Annotated in this window: 14 protein-coding genes; 6 read left to right on the top strand and 8 right to left on the bottom strand. The window is 42.3% G+C overall.

Features of this window, described 5'->3' with window-relative positions:
• Window positions 1-148: 148 nt before the first annotated feature.
• Both AC4E96_RS06290 and AC4E96_RS06285 read right to left on the bottom strand, forming a co-directional pair.
• On the bottom strand, window positions 149-3,319 hold the full coding sequence (locus AC4E96_RS06290; protein ID WP_490255232.1) for an efflux RND transporter permease subunit: 3,171 nt from the start codon (window positions 3,317-3,319) through the stop codon (window positions 149-151).
• Between the two features lie 10 nt (window positions 3,320-3,329).
• A complete protein-coding gene (locus tag AC4E96_RS06285) occupies window positions 3,330-4,520 on the bottom strand; it encodes an efflux RND transporter periplasmic adaptor subunit (RefSeq protein WP_488033274.1) in 1,191 nt (396 codons plus the stop codon).
• Between the two features lie 225 nt (window positions 4,521-4,745).
• Here AC4E96_RS06285 and AC4E96_RS06280 point away from each other — a divergent pair, with 225 nt between their 5' ends.
• Both AC4E96_RS06280 and AC4E96_RS06275 read left to right on the top strand, forming a co-directional pair.
• A complete protein-coding gene (locus AC4E96_RS06280) occupies window positions 4,746-6,737 on the top strand; it encodes a DEAD/DEAH box helicase family protein (protein WP_490255231.1) in 1,992 nt (663 codons plus the stop codon).
• Between the two features lie 108 nt (window positions 6,738-6,845).
• Window positions 6,846-7,286: a hypothetical protein gene (locus AC4E96_RS06275; protein ID WP_490255230.1), complete on the top strand. Its 441-nt coding sequence runs from the start codon at window positions 6,846-6,848 to the stop codon at window positions 7,284-7,286.
• 70 nt (window positions 7,287-7,356) lie between these two features.
• Here AC4E96_RS06275 and AC4E96_RS06270 read toward each other — a convergent pair whose 3' ends face one another.
• Window positions 7,357-8,952 carry an ABC-F family ATPase gene (locus tag AC4E96_RS06270; protein ID WP_488033277.1) on the bottom strand — a complete coding sequence of 532 codons (1,596 nt, stop codon included), beginning with the start codon at window positions 8,950-8,952 and terminating at the stop codon, window positions 7,357-7,359.
• A gap of 285 nt (window positions 8,953-9,237) precedes the next feature.
• Here AC4E96_RS06270 and AC4E96_RS06265 point away from each other — a divergent pair, with 285 nt between their 5' ends.
• On the top strand, window positions 9,238-9,846 hold the full coding sequence (locus AC4E96_RS06265) for a hypothetical protein (protein WP_490255229.1): 609 nt from the start codon (window positions 9,238-9,240) through the stop codon (window positions 9,844-9,846).
• On the opposite strand, the gene AC4E96_RS06260 is transcribed toward AC4E96_RS06265, so the two are convergent.
• The 4 genes from AC4E96_RS06260 to AC4E96_RS06245 form a co-directional block, all read right to left on the bottom strand.
• Window positions 9,843-10,439: an Hpt domain-containing protein gene (locus AC4E96_RS06260; RefSeq protein WP_488033279.1), complete on the bottom strand. Its 597-nt coding sequence runs from the start codon at window positions 10,437-10,439 to the stop codon at window positions 9,843-9,845. The two genes, AC4E96_RS06265 and AC4E96_RS06260, sit on opposite strands and share 4 nt — an antisense overlap.
• Window positions 10,440-10,567: 128 nt before the next feature.
• The gene (locus tag AC4E96_RS06255; protein ID WP_490255228.1) at window positions 10,568-11,494 is read right to left on the bottom strand and encodes a diguanylate cyclase; all 927 of its coding nucleotides are present in this window, start codon (window positions 11,492-11,494) and stop codon (window positions 10,568-10,570) included.
• 189 nt (window positions 11,495-11,683) lie between these two features.
• Entirely contained in the window at window positions 11,684-11,956 is a 273-nt protein-coding gene (locus tag AC4E96_RS06250) for a TIGR03643 family protein (RefSeq protein ID WP_490255227.1), read from the bottom strand.
• 48 nt (window positions 11,957-12,004) lie between these two features.
• The gene (locus tag AC4E96_RS06245) at window positions 12,005-13,318 is read right to left on the bottom strand and encodes an ABC1 kinase family protein (protein WP_490255226.1); all 1,314 of its coding nucleotides are present in this window, start codon (window positions 13,316-13,318) and stop codon (window positions 12,005-12,007) included.
• Window positions 13,319-13,488: 170 nt separating this feature from the next.
• Between AC4E96_RS06245 and AC4E96_RS06240 the strand changes: the two genes are divergently transcribed.
• Entirely contained in the window at window positions 13,489-14,685 is a 1,197-nt protein-coding gene (locus AC4E96_RS06240) for an ABC transporter substrate-binding protein (RefSeq protein WP_490255225.1), read from the top strand.
• On the top strand, window positions 14,678-17,728 hold the full coding sequence (locus tag AC4E96_RS06235) for an ATP-binding protein (protein ID WP_490255224.1): 3,051 nt from the start codon (window positions 14,678-14,680) through the stop codon (window positions 17,726-17,728). Before AC4E96_RS06240 ends, AC4E96_RS06235 begins: the two co-directional genes overlap by 8 nt.
• Before the next feature lie 26 nt (window positions 17,729-17,754).
• Here AC4E96_RS06235 and AC4E96_RS06230 read toward each other — a convergent pair whose 3' ends face one another.
• Window positions 17,755-18,642 carry a LysR family transcriptional regulator gene (locus AC4E96_RS06230; RefSeq protein WP_490255223.1) on the bottom strand — a complete coding sequence of 296 codons (888 nt, stop codon included), beginning with the start codon at window positions 18,640-18,642 and terminating at the stop codon, window positions 17,755-17,757.
• Between the two features lie 127 nt (window positions 18,643-18,769).
• Here AC4E96_RS06230 and AC4E96_RS06225 point away from each other — a divergent pair.
• Window positions 18,770-19,068: MFS transporter (locus AC4E96_RS06225; protein WP_490255222.1), on the top strand; the 299-nt coding region annotated here is incomplete at its 3' end.

Raw genomic sequence — 19,068 nt, 5'->3', positions numbered from 1 at the left:
TTTTGTCCTTCGAAGTTTAAAGAGGCGTCATTATGCACAGGAAATAAAGAATAAAAAACCCACTTACAAGAAGTGGGTTTAATAAGTTTTGTCGTCTTAGCTATGTCTCAGCATTTTGTCGCTGTGTGCTCGCTAAAGACTTTGTTAATTAAACGTATCGGTCCGTTTTCTTTGAGCTAGAAAACAACCCTGAAATACCATTTTTAATTTTACCAAAACGCTTTTTAGTGTCTTCCAATGTCATGTACAAACAAGGCACAAGAATCAGGGTAACGACGGTCGCAAACAAAACGGCAAAACCAAGCGCTACGGCCATCGGAATAACGAATCGTGCTTGAAGGCTGGTTTCAAACATGATTGGTAGGACACCTACAAACGTCGTGATTGAAGTCAGTGTAATCGCTCTAAAGCGTTTACAACCAGCCTCAACAACGGCTTCTATTGTTGAAAAGCCTTGTTTGCGAAGTTGGTTCACATAGTCTGTCATAACCAAACTGTCATTGATAACAACACCTGCTGCAGCAACCAAGCCAAAGGTCGACATCATACTCATATCAATGCCAATGATGTAGTGGCCAAAGACGGCACCAACAAAACCAAATGGAATAACGGACATAATGATCAACGGCTGGCTATAACTCTTAAGAGGTACGGCTAACAAGATAAAGACCATTAACATACCTGCAAAGAAGAACATAAGCTGTTCATTTTGCTGATCTTGCTCTTCTTCTATTGCCCCGCCCAATTCTGTTTTAATTGAAGGGTGACGCTTTTTCAGCTCAGGCAATAGGTTTTCTCTGATGTTTTTAACCGCTTCGTTTGGTTCGATGAGTGATTGATCAATTGAACCAAAGACATAAACACTTCTAAATCCATTTTCACGGCGAATGTAGCTGATACCTGGTTTTTCAGTTAGGTTAACCACATCACCTAGCATCACTTCATTACCGCTTGGCGTTGTGATGGTTGCGTATTTAAGTTCGCTGAATTGTTCTCGAGTTAGTTCTGGATAACGAACCATAACACGAACTTCTTCACCGTTTCTCAGCACACGCTGGGCTTCACCACCGTAAAAACTTGTCCCCACTTGACTGGCAATACTTTGTAATGACAAGCCTAAATCATAAGCGACAGGTTTAAGCTCCATTTGAATTTCTTTACTGCTTGGGTCAAGTGTCGAGCTAATATCAAAGATGCCCTTTTCTTGAGAAAGCATTTTGATGAACTCACGACCAGCTAAGTTAAGCACTTCTAGGTCTGGGCCATATATCAAGTAACCGAAGTCCCCTTGACCACCGCCGCCGCCAATGACACTGTCTTTAACGGTAATCGACTTCATACCAGGAATATCTGGCATGTTTGCACGCCAGCGACGAGCAAGCTCGAATGAATCAAATGGGCGGTTCTCTTCTTCTACCAACGGCACAATAACTTGCCCTTGGTTACGGCCAGAATTAAATGCCAAAATGTCCTTCATTAACGGGCCACCCGTTTCAGCAATAATCTCTCGCTCTACTCTCATGACCATAGCTTCGATTGCTTGAATCGCTTCGATAGTTTGTTCATCCGTAACCGTTTCATTCATTTCAATGCGAATAGATGGGTAATCGTCTGGTACTTTCGGTTGTGGAATGAAACGAACGTGGTTAACGGCCATCATGGCAACACTAGCAAACAAAATAAACGTAAACGCCAACATCACCGTCCAACGATAGTTGATACAAGACTGTAATGCGTTTTTGTATTTAACGTTGATGAAGTTACTAAAGCCAGCATTAAACTTGGCGCGCCAACTATTTGGTTTGACCGGCGTGAATTTAGTGTGAGCCAAGTGAGCTGGCAGGATTAGCTTAGATTCAATTAAGCTGAAGATAAGACACAAGATCACGACACCTGAAATATTGGTGAAGAAAGTTCCCTGTGGACCACTTGCTGCCATAAATGGTGCAAATACCGCGATAGTGGTTAGTACCCCGAATGTTGCCGGTGTTGCAACGCGCTGAGCACCTCTGACGACGTTGTCTACGCCGCCGCCGGTTCGTTCGACCTCGGAGTATACGCTTTCTCCTATGACAATGGCGTCATCAACGACGATACCCAAGACCATAATGAACGCGAATAACGACATAATATTAACGGTGATCCCAAGCGTCGGCATCAACATTACCGCACCTAAGAAACACACAGGTAAGCCTATCATTACCCAAAACGCCAATCTAAAGCGCAGGAAGATTGTTAACATTAGCGCGACTAAGATTGAACCTTGGAACAGGTTGCTTAGCATCATGTCCAAACGTGCGTTTAGGTAGTAGGTCATATCAACTAAAGGCTTTAATTGCATGCCTTTAGGTAAGGTTTTGTTACGAATTTCTAGATAGTCTTTAACTGATTTAGATACCGCCACCATATTCTGATCTTTGGTCGCTTTGACGTTGATATAAACAGAGTTTTGACCAGAGAATTTGTTGTAACGAGTGCCTTCTGTGAAACCATCATCTATATTGGCCACATCGCCAAGTAATACACGGGCACCGTTGTTACCAATTTTGACTGGAATGTTTTTGAACTCTTCGCCATTGTAAAACTGATTTTCGATACGAACCGCAATCAAGCCCGCATCAGTGCGCAATTGACCGGCTGAATAGTTGGCAGAATAACGACGGATAGCGTTTGAAATATCTGAAAGTGTTAGATTGTACTTACGCAAGGCTTCCGGTCTGATCTCAACAGAGATCTCATCAAGCGGCACGTTTACTTCAACTAAAGAGACGTTGTTCAGAAGAAGTAGTTCATCTTCAACCTTTTTAGCGACGGGCTTGAGTTCCTCAAGTGGGAAGTCACCAACGAGTGACATACCAATCACGTCTTGTTGAATTTCGATTTGACGGATATTGACGGGTTCCATAGCTGCGGGGAATGTAGCGATGGAGTCTATTCGCGCTTTGACCTTGTCGAGGACTTCAGGTAAGTCTTTGTCTGGATCAACTTCTAGAGTCAATTGTCCTGAGTTACGAAATGCTCGTGAGTACATCTCGTCAATTTCAGTTACATCTTTCAGCGCTTCTTCCATTTTGATCAGAATGCTTTCTTCAATCTCTTGAGGTGAAGCACCGCGATACGCTGCGCTTACTTCAATGTAGTTAAGATCAAAGTTTGGAAACATTTGACGCTGGATAGAGAAATAACTGATCAAACCCATGATAATGATAAAGATCATCATTAAGTTGGCGGCGACCGAGTTATTGGCAAAAAACGCGATGATCCCAGTGGGCTTCTGTGGCGCTGGCTCTGCTGGATTAGGCGTATTAATATCTGACATGGTCAATTCCTTAATTAGCCGGCGCTACGTTAATTTCTTCTGCTGATGGGGCTTCGGCATCGTTTTCTTTATCAACTTCGCCTTCAAGTTTTACTTCCATGCCTTCTTGAGCATACTCAGGAATGGTAAGTACCACCTTATCTTCAGGCTTTAAGCCGCCACCAATTAAAAACTGTTTACCTTCCTCTTTTACGACATCTACTTGGCGCTGGCTAATCGTGTTGCCTTCGGCCAATACCCAAACTCGATTGTTAGTGACTAAGTCTTGCGACAGTTTAACGATGCTATCTAGTTTTTGGCCGTCAAAAGAGACTTCTACATAAGAACCAAAAAGAATACGTGGCATTGATTGTTTTAGACCATACGGGTCGTCAAGCTCAACAACAACGTGACCCATTCGAGTTTGTTGATCGATTATGCCCGTATCGCGGACGATACGACCTGAGCGACTAACCGAGAAACGGTCTTGAGTCGAAATCTCAGCTTCCATTCCCATCAAATTATTTGGTAAGAAACTACGATCAAAACCAGCAATTGGGAACACAACTTCTGCGCGTTCAACATTGTACAGCTCGCCTACTGTTGTGCCGCGATTAACAAACTGGCCTGTACCTAAATCACGTCGTACTACTAATGCATCAAATGGCGCGATGACTTTACAGTTCGCCAAGTCACGTTTGGCTAAACGTACGTTGGCTTCGGCAAGTTTGACGCTTGCTTCGGCACTCATAACTTGTGGCTTGCGAAGGTATAAGTCTGACACGCGCTCGTTTGGCATTGTTTTGGCTTCGCGCTTGGCGACTTCGGCACGACCTTGCTCTTCAATCAAAGCGGCTTTTGCTGCTTTGAGTTGAGACTCTGCTTGTAATAACGCGACTTCATAGTTGTCAGGTTCAATTTCAAATAACACTTCACCACGCTGGACCAAACCACCTTCAGTAAAGTTTGGATGCCACTTGATCACTTCTCCGGATACTTGCGCCGAGATCATGGTTTTTTCGATAGGTTGGACTTCGCCGTAGCCTTTTATTCTTACCTGATGAGATTCCGGAGCAATATTTTCTACTTTGACGACTGGACGAGTATCGATGTCTTTCTTTTTCGTTTCGGGTGGTTTGGAGGCAACGATTCCCCCGATTAAAGCGGCACCAATAACGATAACAGCGAGAGGGATTAGGATTTTAGACCTTTTTGAGCTCATGACAGATTCCATTTGTTGTAGAAGCGACTAAATATGTAGTTCGATTATTGATAATAATACATCAATTTATATACACTTAAGCTTAACCTAATTGTAAGAAAATATGTTGAACAAAAACATTTATTTATTGCCTTCTAGGTTTAGATATTAGGTTGTCGATTGCGGTGTCCGTTGAATACGTTAATATTGCGCATCAAGACCACTTACCCATAGATTTTTCTACTTATGTATACACTTCGGCCATATCAGCAAGAGGCGGTTGATGCGACGCTAAAGCACTTTCGCAAAAGCAGTGATCCTGCGGTGATTGTGCTACCGACTGGGGCCGGAAAAAGTCTAGTTATCGCCGAATTAGCAAGGTTAGCTAAACGCAAGATATTGGTTTTGACCCACGTCAAAGAGTTAGTCGAACAAAACCATCAAAAATTCAATGACTACGCCGAACAAGCACAGATAAAAAGTGGTATTTTTGCGGCAGGTCTCAACCGCAAAGAAACAGAACATCAAGTAACGTTTGCCAGTGTGCAGTCGGTGGCGCGAAATCTTGAAAAATTTGCCGCTGAATATTCGTTAGTTATTATTGATGAATGTCATCGAGTGAACTTCTTTGAGGCAAGTAATCAGGAAGCTACTCAAGCGTCCAAAGGTACGGTCGAATCCGCAGACACTCATGAACCCTCAGTTACTCAAGAATCGACACAAGCTCAGGAATCCACAGGTAATCAGGAATCCAAAAACACCAACCAATACAGTCAAATTGTCTCTTTATTACGAGAACACAATGCTCAACTAAAAATATTGGGATTAACCGCTACGCCTTTTCGACTCGGAATGGGTTGGATTTACCAGTATCACTATTATGGTTTTGTCCGCAGCAAAGCCGAAAAGCCTTTTAAGCATTGCATTTACGAACTGCCATTGAGTTATATGATTAAAAATGGCTTTTTGACGCCGCCAACTTTGGTTGATGCAGCCGTTGAGCAGTTTGATTTTTCACAATTACCAACCAATGCCTTTGGTGAGTACAACGAAAATGACGTCAATGAACTACTCGGTAAATACCCGCGCGTGACGCAAGGTATTATTGAACAAATTCAACGGATTGCTGATGGTCAATCGTCGGAATACACAAACAAAGTTCGTAAAGGGATCATGATTTTTGCGGCTACGGTAAAACACGCAAAAGAGATTGTCGGATACCTTCAACATACTCTGCCCGCCAAATCGGTTGCTTTGGTTACGGCCAAAACGAGCAGCGACGAGCGCGAGCAATTGATCCGAGACTTTAAAGCGAAAAAAATCCGCTATTTGGTCAATGTTTCCGTGTTAACGACAGGCTTTGATGCGCCACACGTCGACTTTATTGCGATATTAAGGCCGACCCAGTCGGTGAGTTTGTATCAACAAATTGTGGGCCGAGGGTTGCGGCTCGCCGAAGGTAAAACAGACTGCTTAGTCATCGATTACGCGGGCAATGGCGTCAACATATTTCATCCAGAAGTAGGTGAGCCTAAACCCAATTCAAAAAGCGAACTAGTCCAAGTGTTTTGTCCGGCTTGCGGCTTCGCTAATACGTTTTGGGGTGTCGCAGATAAAGACGGTAATGTACTGGAACACTATGGCCGCCAATGCCAAGGTATTTTGAGCATGCCGGACGAGTCAGAAGCTGATGGACAAGCGAGTCAGACCGAGCAAGCTCAAATAAACCAAGCACAAAAAAATAACGAGACGGATGAAATTTTTGAGTGTGATTACCGGTTTGTGTTTAAAGAGTGTCCGCAGTGCAATGCCCAAAATGACATAGCCGCGAGACAGTGTCATCAGTGTGAACATCTGCTGGTTGACCCAGATGACAAACTCAAAGAAGCCCTGAAATTAACGGACAGAATGGTTATTCGATGTTCCGGTATGACGTTTTCGGAACACAATGGTAGTCTCAAAGTCGTTTATTACGATGAAGACGGTGCTGAGTTAAAAGAGTTCTTCGACTTGAGTTCCGAAAAGCACCAAAAAACCTTTAATGATTTATTTGGTAGACGTTTTCGGAATTCACAAATGCCAACTGAGTTTAAGTCGTTGTCTCAGGTGTTAAAACAACAAGCTGGCTTTCCAATTCCTGACTTTGTAATCGCAAAGAAGTCTAAAAAGTATTGGCAGGTTCAAGAGCGGATCTTTGATTATGAAGGCAAATTTAGAACAGCCAATGCGTTGCGTTAGTCGTCCGACACTGAGTAGATAGTGCTTAGCAACAGCAACAGCAACAGCAACAGCAACAGCAACAGCAAACGAGCAACCAGCTAAATGACAAGGTAAGCAAGATCAACGATGATGACTGACAAATCAAAGACATCGGTATCAAATGATAAAAAGGGTGCACGGCTTCGAATGCTAATTTCGGGCGTCATAGCGTTTGTATTTTATTTTGGTTGGGCTTATTGGGCGAACTTAGCGCCAACGATTCCGATAGACGTGACATTGAGAACCGCATTTGTGCAAGGTAGCTATAGTGGCTTGGTGACTTTATTTTTTACATTGGGGCTAGAGTTGTCGATTCGACAATTTGATCGTAATCGCCTGTCCGGAATGTTAATCGCGCCGCTGATTCCGTTGGTGATTCAATCGATATTCGTGATCTTAGTGAACGTAATTAATAAGACACCCAACCTTTGGCTGACGGTGACACCGAGCATCGTATTTAGTGGGTTATATGGTTACGTGTACGCGTTTGTTTTTTTGAAGAAGGAATCACCTCAGCCCAAAGGCTAAGGTGATTGATATAACAGACTAGTACCTAAGTACACAGAAACAGAAGGTACAGGTGCAGAGTCAGACTCGATTAGTCTTCGATACCTTTACTCTTAAGGTATTCGTCATAAGTACCGCGGAAATCGACAACTTCGTCGTCTTTGATTTCGATAATGCGGTTTGCTAGTGATGATACAAACTGACGGTCGTGTGAAACAAAGATCAATGTGCCTTCATATTGTTCAAGCGCCATGTTTAATGATTCAATCGACTCCATGTCCATATGGTTAGTTGGTTCGTCCATTAACAATACGTTTGGTGTGGCCATCATGATTTTACCGAACAACATACGACCCTGTTCACCACCAGACAGTACGTTTACTGACTTTTTGATGTCATCTGACGAGAACAACATACGACCTAAGAAGCTGCGAATTGACTGCTCATCATCGCCTTCACGACGCCACTGACTCATCCAATCAAATAGGTTCATGTCTGATTCAAAATCAGCCTGATGGTCCTGTGCGTAATAACCAAACTTAACATTTTCAGACCAACGAACTTCACCCGCATCCGGTGTTAAGTCGCCAACCAACGTTCTTAACATGGTTGTTTTACCCGCACCGTTTTCACCGATGATCGCAATGCGCTCGCCTACATCAACCATAAGGTTAACGTCTTTAAATAACGGACCTTCATCAAAGCCTTTGGTTAAGCCTTCAATTTCAAGTGCAGTACGGTATAGCTTCTTCTCTTGTTCAAAACGAATGAACGGGTTCACACGGCTCGATGCTTTTACTTCGTCTAGTTTGATCTTGTCGATTTGCTTTTGACGAGACGTCGCTTGACGTGCTTTTGATGCGTTTGCAGAGAAGCGCGCAACGAACTGTTTTAGTTCATCAATTTGGGCTTTCTTTTTCGCATTGTCGGCCAACATACGAGCACGTGCTTGCGTTGCGGCTAACATGTATTCGTCATAGTTGCCTGGATAAACGCGTAATTCACCGTAGTCTAAGTCGGCCATGTGTGTACAAACCGAGTTTAGGAAGTGACGATCGTGCGAAATGATGATCATGGTTGAGTTACGTTGGTTTAACGTTTCTTCTAACCAGCGAATCGTATCGATGTCCAAGTTGTTAGTTGGTTCGTCGAGCAATAAGAAGTCTGGATCTGAAAATAGTGCTTGTGCCAACAACACTCGAAGCTTAAAACCTGGTGCTACTTCGCTCATCAAACCAAAATGCTGATCAGTACTAATGCCAACACCTAACAGTAATTCACCGGCAGATGACTCAGCTTCATATCCACCCATTTCAGCAAATTGAGTTTCTAAATCGGCGACTTTCATGCCGTCTTCTTCTGACATTTCAGGCAGAGAGTAAATACGGTCGCGTTCTTGTTTTACTTCCCAAAGTTCGCTGTGACCCATGATTACCGTATCGATGACGGTATACTCTTCAAACGCAAACTGGTCCTGACGAAGTTTACCTAAGCGCTCACCTTCACCGTAACTCACGTTACCGCTGCTTGGCGTTAATTCACCACCCAATATTTTCATGAATGTTGACTTGCCGCATCCGTTGGCACCTATCAAGCCGTATCGGTTACCGTTACCGAACTTAACAGAGATGTTTTCGAACAATGGCTTGGCGCCAAATTGCATGGTTATATTAGCGGTTGTGATCACGTGTAAGAATTCCTCTTTTTGCGAGTATGATGCAAAGAATAGTGCAGAACGTTGAACTATGGCTGTTTTTCAGCTGTGCGCTCGGTTTTATTGTCACAAGTAATTTTGTTGAATTTACTTTAGTTGAGAGCCGTTCAAATAAAGGCGGCGATTTAAACAAAAATTAGCCACAAAAGCAAAGTGCAGACCAAGAAAAAGGCCTTTATTTATCAGGTTTCAAGCAAAAGGCTGTCGATTAATTAAACAGCGTTTGGTAGGTTAATACAAAACCAAAAAGGATTAACGATGAAAATCAGTTTGTTGCGTATTTTGTGTGTGTCACTATTCGTTCTTTTAAGCGGCTGTATGAGTATGCCAATTGGCACCATGTTAAAAATGAGCCAGTTTTCGCCGATGGATATTGAGCCTCACGGGTTGAGGCTTGCAATAAGAACCGATCAGGCAATTAAAATCGAGAAGGGTGCAGTCACGGTAAAGTTTGGGTTTGAGTCAGCGGGCACTGAAACACTGCCCTCGGTGAGTCGTAATCATGAATTTAAAGTACAGGTTTTGCCGGATTTAAAAGCGGGCTTTTCGCCTATTTTGTTTGAAGATATAGGTAAAAATGAAACCGTGACTATCTTGAAGCTGACCGATCAAGATGCTCGAATCATGCAACAAGCTCAAGCACTAGTAAAACAGTACAAAGCAGCGGATGCAGAGGTAAATGGCCACTTTGCACTAGCGATGCAAGGTAAATGCTTTGGAAACCTTGTAGGTTTTGAATACTTGCCAGTGGATTTATTTGTAAAAACAACCAGTCGCGACGAATACTTCTTGTTTTTAGAAGAGGTCGACATCATAGAACAAGCCAATGAACACAATGTCGACCTTAAGCAAATAAATAAATGCTAGTGGTCTTGTTCGATTTTTATTAATGAGTCGTACGCTGCAGAATAATCGAACTGATCGACCAGATGTAAAACCTGAGCGTAGCGTTCATTATCACGTTCATCGAGTACCGCTTTTAACATAGCCATAAAAGGCGGAGCGATATGCTCATGGTGTTTAAGTTTGTGTTTGAGCTGTTGTAGTAGCGTCGCTAAATCGTGGTCTGGCTCGGGTGATGTAGTTTGGTGCGGGCCAGAATTAAAATCTAGAATGGCGCGGCTATCGGCAATACTCAGCTTGGTATACCGAACTAAGTCGGTCACATTTAGATTCTCTAAATCAATTCGTTGAGTTAGCTGTAAATCTAGCTCTGTGCTGATTTCATGTAGTTTTTGTAATCCCAACGCACCAGATGTGCCTTTTAAGGTGTGGATGAGAATGTGGAGTTCTGGGCCATTACTCGTCAAAATGGCATTTTCGATGTCATGCTCAAATGACTCATATTGTTGAATAAACATTTCAAGCACAACCAAAAAGGTATCTGGCTGACCCTGTTGAGTGATGGTGGCCAACTCCGGTCGCATCACATTAAGTGATTCAGGAAAATGTATCGTCATAGTGATTAAAATAATTTGTTATTTCTGCTCGGGAAGTTAAAAGAGGTTCACACCCCTTTTACTATTTAGGAACAGAATTTTTAGTTGCAATCACTATAGTAGATTGTTTGAAAATGGTGCAGAAAAATTTAGCCTGCTGCCAACCACTCTCGACACACGGCTTGGTTACGACCCGCTTCTTTGGCTCGATATAACATAGTATCTGAGTCTGAAATCAGCTCAGTGACGTCGTACTGACTTAGCAAAGTATCACTGATACCAATACTGACGGTGACGTTTTCACTGACAGGGGAGAATTCGTGTTTTAGCGCACGCTCTTGAAGGCTGCGGCGTATTTTTTCTGCAAAAACAGAAGCACCACTAACAGACGTATTAAATAGGACAACGGCAAATTCTTCACCACCAATTCGAAAGGCAAAGTCAGCCGGGCGACGACACTCATTTTTAATGCATTGAGCGACTTCTCTTAAGCACTTGTCACCTTGTGGGTGACCATAATTGTCGTTATACGCTTTAAAGAAATCGATATCTAACGTGAGTAAAGATACTGGCAGTCCCTCTCGTTGGCCGCGCTTTATTTCCATTACTATTTGTTCATCAAACGCGCGGCGATTCCCCAGCTCTGTAAGTGCATCAACTTTTGCATAATGCGACAATAACTTTGTTTGTCGAAGTTGTTTGAGCTGCAGTTTGATACGTGCCTTTAATACTTGGTGGTTAACCGGCTTGTATATGTAATCATTTGCACCTACGGAAAGGCCTTCGGCTTCTTTTTCATTACTGTGTTCGCCAGTCATAAAGACAATGCTTAGCTCATCACTAAATTCACGCATAGAACGAATTTCACGGCAAATATCGATACCGTTACCGTCGGGTAAATTGATATCAAGCAAAATTAGATCAATGGCTTTTAGCTCAAGTATGTTAAAGACATCACGACGATTTTTGGCAATGTATAGCTCGTAATCCTCACTCGCTAAAAAGTTTACAATCAAATGGAGTTGAATAGGGTCGTCATCAACGATGAGTACTTTTGCTTTTTCTGATCTTTCCATGAGTGGCATTGCCTAATATTGTGTGCGTTTTGAGCACTTATTATTTTTATTGTGACTTTTGTATGGTTGTAAAAGAAGAATACGTTTGTGCTTAATTCTTTGCAATTAAATTCGCGGATTTCGTCACCCTGAAAAAGGGCAACATCGCTTATCACCAACCATTAAAAAAGGAAGACAGACGATGTGACCTCATTTTGACTTGATTTTGTATTGTGTTGGACAGTAACCACGGTTGATATCGGGGCATCGGAGCTTTGCATGTTTGGTCTGTCTGCCAGACACACGTGCACGCCAGTTATTAAAAGTTTTGCGTTTGAGTTGCTGGCGCATTAGCGCAATGGTTTGAGTCTCATCTAAGCCATATTCATCATAGATAGCTTCAAATGGGGTTCTGTCCTCCCACGCCATTTCGATGACACGAGAAAGCGACGCCTGGTCGAGAGTATGTTTTATTTTAGGCATAGTCGTTCTTTTTGGGTTACATCAATTTAAATTATTCGCCGTTATTCATTACAGATTGTAAGGGCTAAATAAGGCTTTAACGTCAATTTGGACCTCTAGTTTAGAAGCCATGAGGTACAAGCCAGCGAGTTTTCGATGGATAAACATCGCATCGACTGGTGGCGTGTGCCAATAGTCTTGTTTGAGACTGAGCTCCAAGCCCATATCTCGAATTTGTTGCGCTAGAGTACTCTTGCCAAAATCAAAGGCCCCATCGTGCCTAAGCGGTGAGGTTGCAAGCATAAACATCTCTAACACCGTCTCTATTTGTTGTGGTGACTCTGCATTAGCAAAAAAACCAATGTCTTTTGCGGCTTTGAATATATCGTCTTTATGACTACTTGTGGCTGCTGACAGAAGCGCCTGATAGCCGTTAGATACGGAAGCGGGAATGGTTCTTGTAGCACCAAAGTCCAGTAATACGATTTGGTCGTTGTGTTGATTGTATAAGTAGTTAGCAAAATTAGGGTCTGACTGCATCTGCCTAAACTCAAACAGCTCCTCAAAAAACAGTACCAGTAAGTCAGCAAGGATTTTGTTTCTTAATGGTTGTGATAGGCGCAGAGTATCGTTGATCGTTATCCCATCAACAAACTCCATCGCGATGATCTGCTTGGTTGAAACAGCTGAAAAGACCTTGGGAACTTTAAATTCATTTCGGTGCTGTAATGCCACCTTGAAGTCGAGCAAATGTTTGGTTTCTTGTTCATAGTCGGCTTCTAATTTAAGCTGTTCTTTGACTTCATCAAGAATTGGTTTGAGGTCGACATCGCTGGGCAACAATGATGAATACGACAATAGTGCCGATACGTTATCCACATCACTATCTATACTCTTGGCAACACCAGGGTATTGAATTTTTACCGCTAGAGGCGTCCCATCAACTAGCGTTGCTTTGTGAACCTGACCAATTGAGGCTGCTGCAAAAGGCCTTAAATCAAAATGACTAAATCGGTCGAGCCAGTCTTGACCTAATTCACTCTCTAGAACATTCACCAACTGCTTGTGGGGCATAGGCGTCGCATTGTTTTGTAACGTTTGAAGCAACATGCTCAATTCGTTTGGCAGCAATTCGCCTGCGTCCATGGATATCATTTGACCAAGTTTCATGGCTGCGCCACGAAGATGTGAGAGCTTGTCGGCAAGAGCCTGAATATTTTTGGGCTGCATCAACAAACTGTTGTAACTGCGCTTTTGACCAGAAGTGACATCTTTAAGTCGGTCGGAAAGGACGTTCTTTGCGACGTTAGTGGCTAAACCGCCTAAACTCATCAGACGAGAAAACTTGCCGCTTGGGACTTTTCTAGACGGACTCTGACTCATTTTACCGGACTTCCCCATGTGCAATTTAACTATGAATATAGTTGTATACGATAATATGTAAAAAGCCGTTCATTGAATGAATATCAATGTGTATCATAAAGAGACACTAATATTCTTCCCAAGTATTGGCTTTGTTGTTTATACTTGGCTAAAAACGAACTGAGCCTCATATGTTTAAGTCCCTGTTTTATATATTATTGATTGCTAGTCTGGGTTTATCTGGTTGGTCCGCTGATGCAACTGAAACAACCTCTAAAAAGCCACTAAAAATTGGCTTGGATGCTGATATGTCCGCTGTTGCAGCAGAAGGCGGAGTGGCGATTAAACGCGGGGCAAGTATTGCAATTGAGCAAATTAATGCTTCGGGGGGAGTGTTGGGACACCCGCTCGAGTTAGTCGTTCGAGATCATAGAGGTAATCCTGCGAGAGGCAAACATAACATCAAAAAGTTCGGCAAAGACCCAGATGTTATTGCCGTTGTAGGAGGGGTACATACACCAGTTGTTATTCAAGAACTTGATTTAATTCATCAATACAAACTACCTTTTTTAGTGCCATGGGCAGCCGGCACACCCATTATTGATAATGGCTATGAACCCAATTTTGTGTTTCGAATCTCCGTTCGAGATGAGCAGGCCGCTGAGGTGCTTTTACAACATGCCAAACAAAAAGGTAATAAGAAAGTCGCTTTGTTATTGGAGCAAACGGGTTGGGGCCGCTCCAATGAAAAATCAATGAAAAAAGCGGCAGAACGTCATGGTTTAGAAGTCACTCAAGTGGCTTGGTTTAATTGGCGTCAGCCGTCTATGCTTAATGAATTAAAACGCATTAGGGAAAGTGGCGCGACTGCTGTTATGTTAGTTGCTAACGCACCGGAAGGTGCCGTCATCATCAAAGAAGCCATTGCTCATAACTTTACTGATTTACAGTTTATTTCACACTGGGGTATTGCAGGTGGTGCATTCGTAGAGAGTGTTGGAATGAGCCAGTTAGAGCAAGTTGATTTATCGGTGTTACAAACTTACAGCTTTACGAAACCCAATAGTCCAGTAATCAACGATTATGTGTTGAATGAATATCGAAAACGCTTTGATTTAGAGGCGACCGCCTCTAGTATGGCTGGTGCAGTGGGGGTGGCCCACGCTTATGATTTAGTACATGCATTGGCACTTGCAATCACGAACGCCAAGTCAACCGCACGTACTGATATACAAAAAAGCTTGGAACAACTTAAAGGGTTTAAAGGTTTGGTAAAAGACTACGATGAGCCCTTTGCCAAGAGCCGCCATGATGCACTCTTTGCCGACGATTACATGATGTCTAAATACAACTCTCAGGGATATTTGGTACCAATTAGGAATGATTAAAAATAAGCCGCTATACAAAATTTTAGTAAAGCAAGCCATGCCGAAAGTCATGGCTATGGCGCTGTTGGTCAGTGTTGTTTTGTTCTTGAGTTTTTTCTTTTTTATTCAAGATCAGTTAGATAACAAGCACAAAGCACAACTTGAACAAATCGAACAAGTTGCCGCTACCAATATCGACAACATCACCTCTCAAATAACAAACTTGGCCAAAAATGATTTAATCATTAACAGTCTTATTGATTTTGAGCAGCGAGAAAATTACTTATCCGTATTCTTTCAATCTTTAAAAATTACTGACTCAAAAGATGTTTCCATCGGCTTTTTAGACTTTAGCGGTGAACCAATTGTCGTCAATAATTGGTCCTTATTTGAGATGAATCGAGAGCACTTTAATTGGAAAAGTGAAGTGTTTGAACAGGGAAAAGTAAATGTTGATGTCTCTAAGCACGGAATTCTGATTGCAGCACCGGTTTTATATGGAGAGTCGCCAGAAGGGGCGATCGTCATTTACATCAACCGAATTCAAGATGTTTTGTCGTACCGTTCGAGCCTAGGGGCTCAAGTATTAGTTAATGGTGAATATGAAGTCATGTTTAGCTCTGATACAGAGTTTTTACCAGTTGGAGCAACCGTCAGCCGCCAGCTACTGGCGAGCTCTTTTTATGTCAAATCCGAAGGTCGTTGGTGGCGAGCGGTAAGTATTGAGCCGTTAACAGAAGCCTACCGCGATGTACTTCAGTTATTTGTCATGGTCTTGTTTTTGTTGATGGTTGTTATTTTTGCAACCAATTATAGTGCGAGAATTTCGGCAAAAATAGCGAGTCGTGCGCTTACCCAGTTAAGAGACAATATCGCTGAAGCGGCACAAGGTCGCAGTCCAATTAACCAACCTGTGTCTCGCAAAGAGCCCAGTGAAATCGTCGCTATTAAAAGTGCGTTTAACCATTTATTGCATGATCTCCTCAACACTTCACTGTCTAGAGATAGGTTTGAAAGCGTAATGAATTCAATGTCCGAGCCACTATTAGTATTGGACCGTGAATACAACCTAATTCTGCAAAACAACAGTATGTTTGAATTAAGTGAAGAGTTTGGATTGCAGTGGCCAGATGATTTTAAAACTCTATTTCCAGAGTCTAGCTGGCAAGATCTTGAAAGAAACAAAATGATCGAAATTGATTACGGTCGTTATAATAGTCGTCTGTCGAGCATTACTATGCAATGGCGACTTAATCAGTTTATTAGTAGTGGCCGCGAAATTGGTTTTGTTCTAGTAGCATCTGATTTAACAAGTCAAAAGCAAATGGCGTTTGAGTTATCTATAAAAAACCACGCCATTGATGAAGCAAGTACAGCTATCGTCATTTCTGATATGCGACAAGAGGATCAGCCTGTCGTGTATGCCAATGCAGCGTTTTTGGAGATGACGGGTTATCAACTCGATGAAGTGATTGGTTTTAACTGCCGAATGTTACAGGGTGAAAAGACAGATCAAGCAAAGCGAAAACGCATGGCGGATGCCATCAAAAATCGAGAAGATGTCAGTGTTACCTTAATTAACTATAAAAAAGACGGTAGGCCGTTTTCTAATAATGTGACTTTAAGTCCAATAATAAATGAAAAAGGTGAATTGACTCACTACATTGGTTTTCAACATGATGTGACCGAACAGCAAAGAACCGCAGCTTATTTAAAACAAGCTAAGGAACGCGCTGAGCAGTCAGCCAAAATGAAGTCAGAGTTTTTGGCAAGTATGAGTCACGAGATTCGTACCCCAATGAATGGTGTTATTGGAACATTAGGCTTGATGCTAAATGATAAGTCTGCAGGACCGCTGCCTGATCAACATCGGGAGTATGCACTTATAGCTAAAGACAGCGCTGAGTCACTATTGTCTTTAATTAATGACATTTTGGACTTCTCAAAAATTGAGGCTGGAAAGCTGAGTATTGAGCAGGCCGACATTGATATTGCTTCGCTAACTCAGTCTGTTGCACGTAGCTTTAAACAAATAGCAGACGAAAAACAGATTACTTTTGAATTAGACCTCCGTGCAGTATCAACCCCTCATGTTTTGGGTGATGCGAGTCGAATCCGTCAAGTTCTAAACAACATCATCGGCAATGCGCTTAAGTTTACATCAAAAGGAAAAGTGTCTGTTTCGGTTATTACTAAGGCCTTAAACAACGGTAAAATTAAATGCGAATGGCAAGTAGAAGATACCGGTGTTGGTATTCAAAAGAATCGAATTAAATCAGTGTTTAATGCATTCACTCAAGCCGACTCATCTACCACTCGTGAGTTTGGCGGTACAGGTCTCGGCCTGTCTATTTCCAAACAGTTATGTGAGCTTATGGGCGGTAATATCGACGTAACAAGTGAATATGGCAAAGGTAGCTTGTTCACGTTTTATGTCGTAGTACCACCAAGTCAGGCGCTAAGGTCTTCAGTTCAAAATACGACGTCAACTAAGGAAGTTGACTCAAGTACCATCGTTGTGGAGAAAGGTGAAGAAGCTATTACTAAGTCCTCTAGTAAGCCTGCATTTACATCGAGTATTGAATCGACCATTAGTACAACGAGCAATGAACCAACTAAACCTTCAGTGGCTGATAACTCTGATGTGTCACATCAAGACGCCCACACTGTAGCTTTATCAGCGTTATTGGTTGAGGACAATATGGTCAATCAAATGGTTGCCAAAAAAATGCTGACAGAATGTGGCTTGACGGTAGAAGTCGTAGGCAATGGTCAGTTAGCTATTGAAAAGCTTCAGTCTGAGTCTAGAGACAAGTTCGATATTATCTTTATGGATTGCCACATGCCGGTGATGGATGGTTATGACGCGACCAAAGCCATTCGCAACAAAGAAGCGGGTGAGTCCTGGGCTGACATTCCAATCGTCGCCATGACGGCTAATGCTATGAAGGGCGATAAAGAAAAATGTTTTGAAGCCGGTATGGATGATTACACATCTAAGCCGATTGACATGGCAGTACTTAAAGCGCTACTGGATAATTGGCATCAAAAGCTAAAAAATTAAAATCTTAGGCTGAATGACATTATATTCTATAACCGCCAGCGTGGTTCAAAGAAGTCTAAAAAGCGAACAATACGAGCCGATAATCCACTGTTTTTATAATAGACCGCGTGAATATCCTCTCGTGGGTTTGGGCTGACGATTTGATCTGGTAAAACCTCAATAAGCCGCCCACTTTGCAAATCTTCACCAATCATAAAATACGACAAAAGTGCAATGCCGTTGCCGTTTACTGCAAGCTCCCTAATGGTTTCGCCATTACTTGCTGTCATAAAAGGGCTAACTTTAAAAGGTTGGCGTAAATACCAATTATTGAGCTTTGGCGCATCAGTAAACCCTAACAATTGATGAGATATTAGGTCACTGATGGTAGAAGGATTACCATTTTCATCGATATAGTCTGGGCTTGCCACCATATGAAGACGGCTTTTTCCTAAACGTCTTGCGTGTAAATTGGAATCTTGCAATGAACCCACCCTAATAGCGATATCTGTTTTGTGCTCTATTAAGTCGATTATGTTTTCATGGGAAATTAACTCAATCGTTATTTCTGGGTAAGCTTTGTGAAACTCCTGCATGTGAGGCACTATTTGATGTTGGATAAAAGGACTGGCTGCGTCGATTCGAAGTCGTCCAGAAGGCTTGTTCTGTAGTGCCATTAATTGCTCTTCACCAAGGCTCAATGTTTCAAGCGCCGACTTGGCGTAATTTAAAAAAACTTGACCTTCTTCGGTGAGTTTAAGGTTTCTGGTTGTTCTATTAACAAGGGTGACGTTGAGCTCATTCTCAAGCCTCGCTATTGAACGCGACACTCGTGCAACTTGTAAATCCAAAACCTCGGCGGCTTTCGTAAAACTGCCACACTCTATGACAGCGATAAATATGGATAAATCTTCAGTTTTAGATTTTATGTTCATGTGCCCTCCATTTATAGTGATTATATCGATAATGACAAAATAGTTTTAATTCTTTTGCTGTTTTTGTAATTAATAAAAGTGGGCAAACTCCGCTCTCAATTAAATTATTAAACGAGAGAGGATAAAAATGCCGTTAGCTTTATTAGCATTGACACTTAGTGCCTTTGCGATAGGAACTACTGAGTTCGTTATTGTCGGGTTGATACCAACCATTGCGGTTGATCTGGGTGTGACATTACCATCAGCGGGGCTATTGGTTAGCCTCTATGCTGTAGGTGTAGCAATAGGGGCTCCTGTGTTGACGGCTATGACAGGGCGCTGGAATCGAAAATACGTTTTACTCAGTTTAATGTTGTTATTTGTAGTAGGGAACCTGCTTGCATGGCAAGCACCTACCTATGAATCGCTGATAGCAGCACGAATTTT

The sequence above is a fragment of the Psychrosphaera sp. genome (assembly GCF_982872775.1).
Note: the sequence above shows the minus strand (reverse complement) of the source record. Positions and strands in the feature narration are given on the sequence as shown.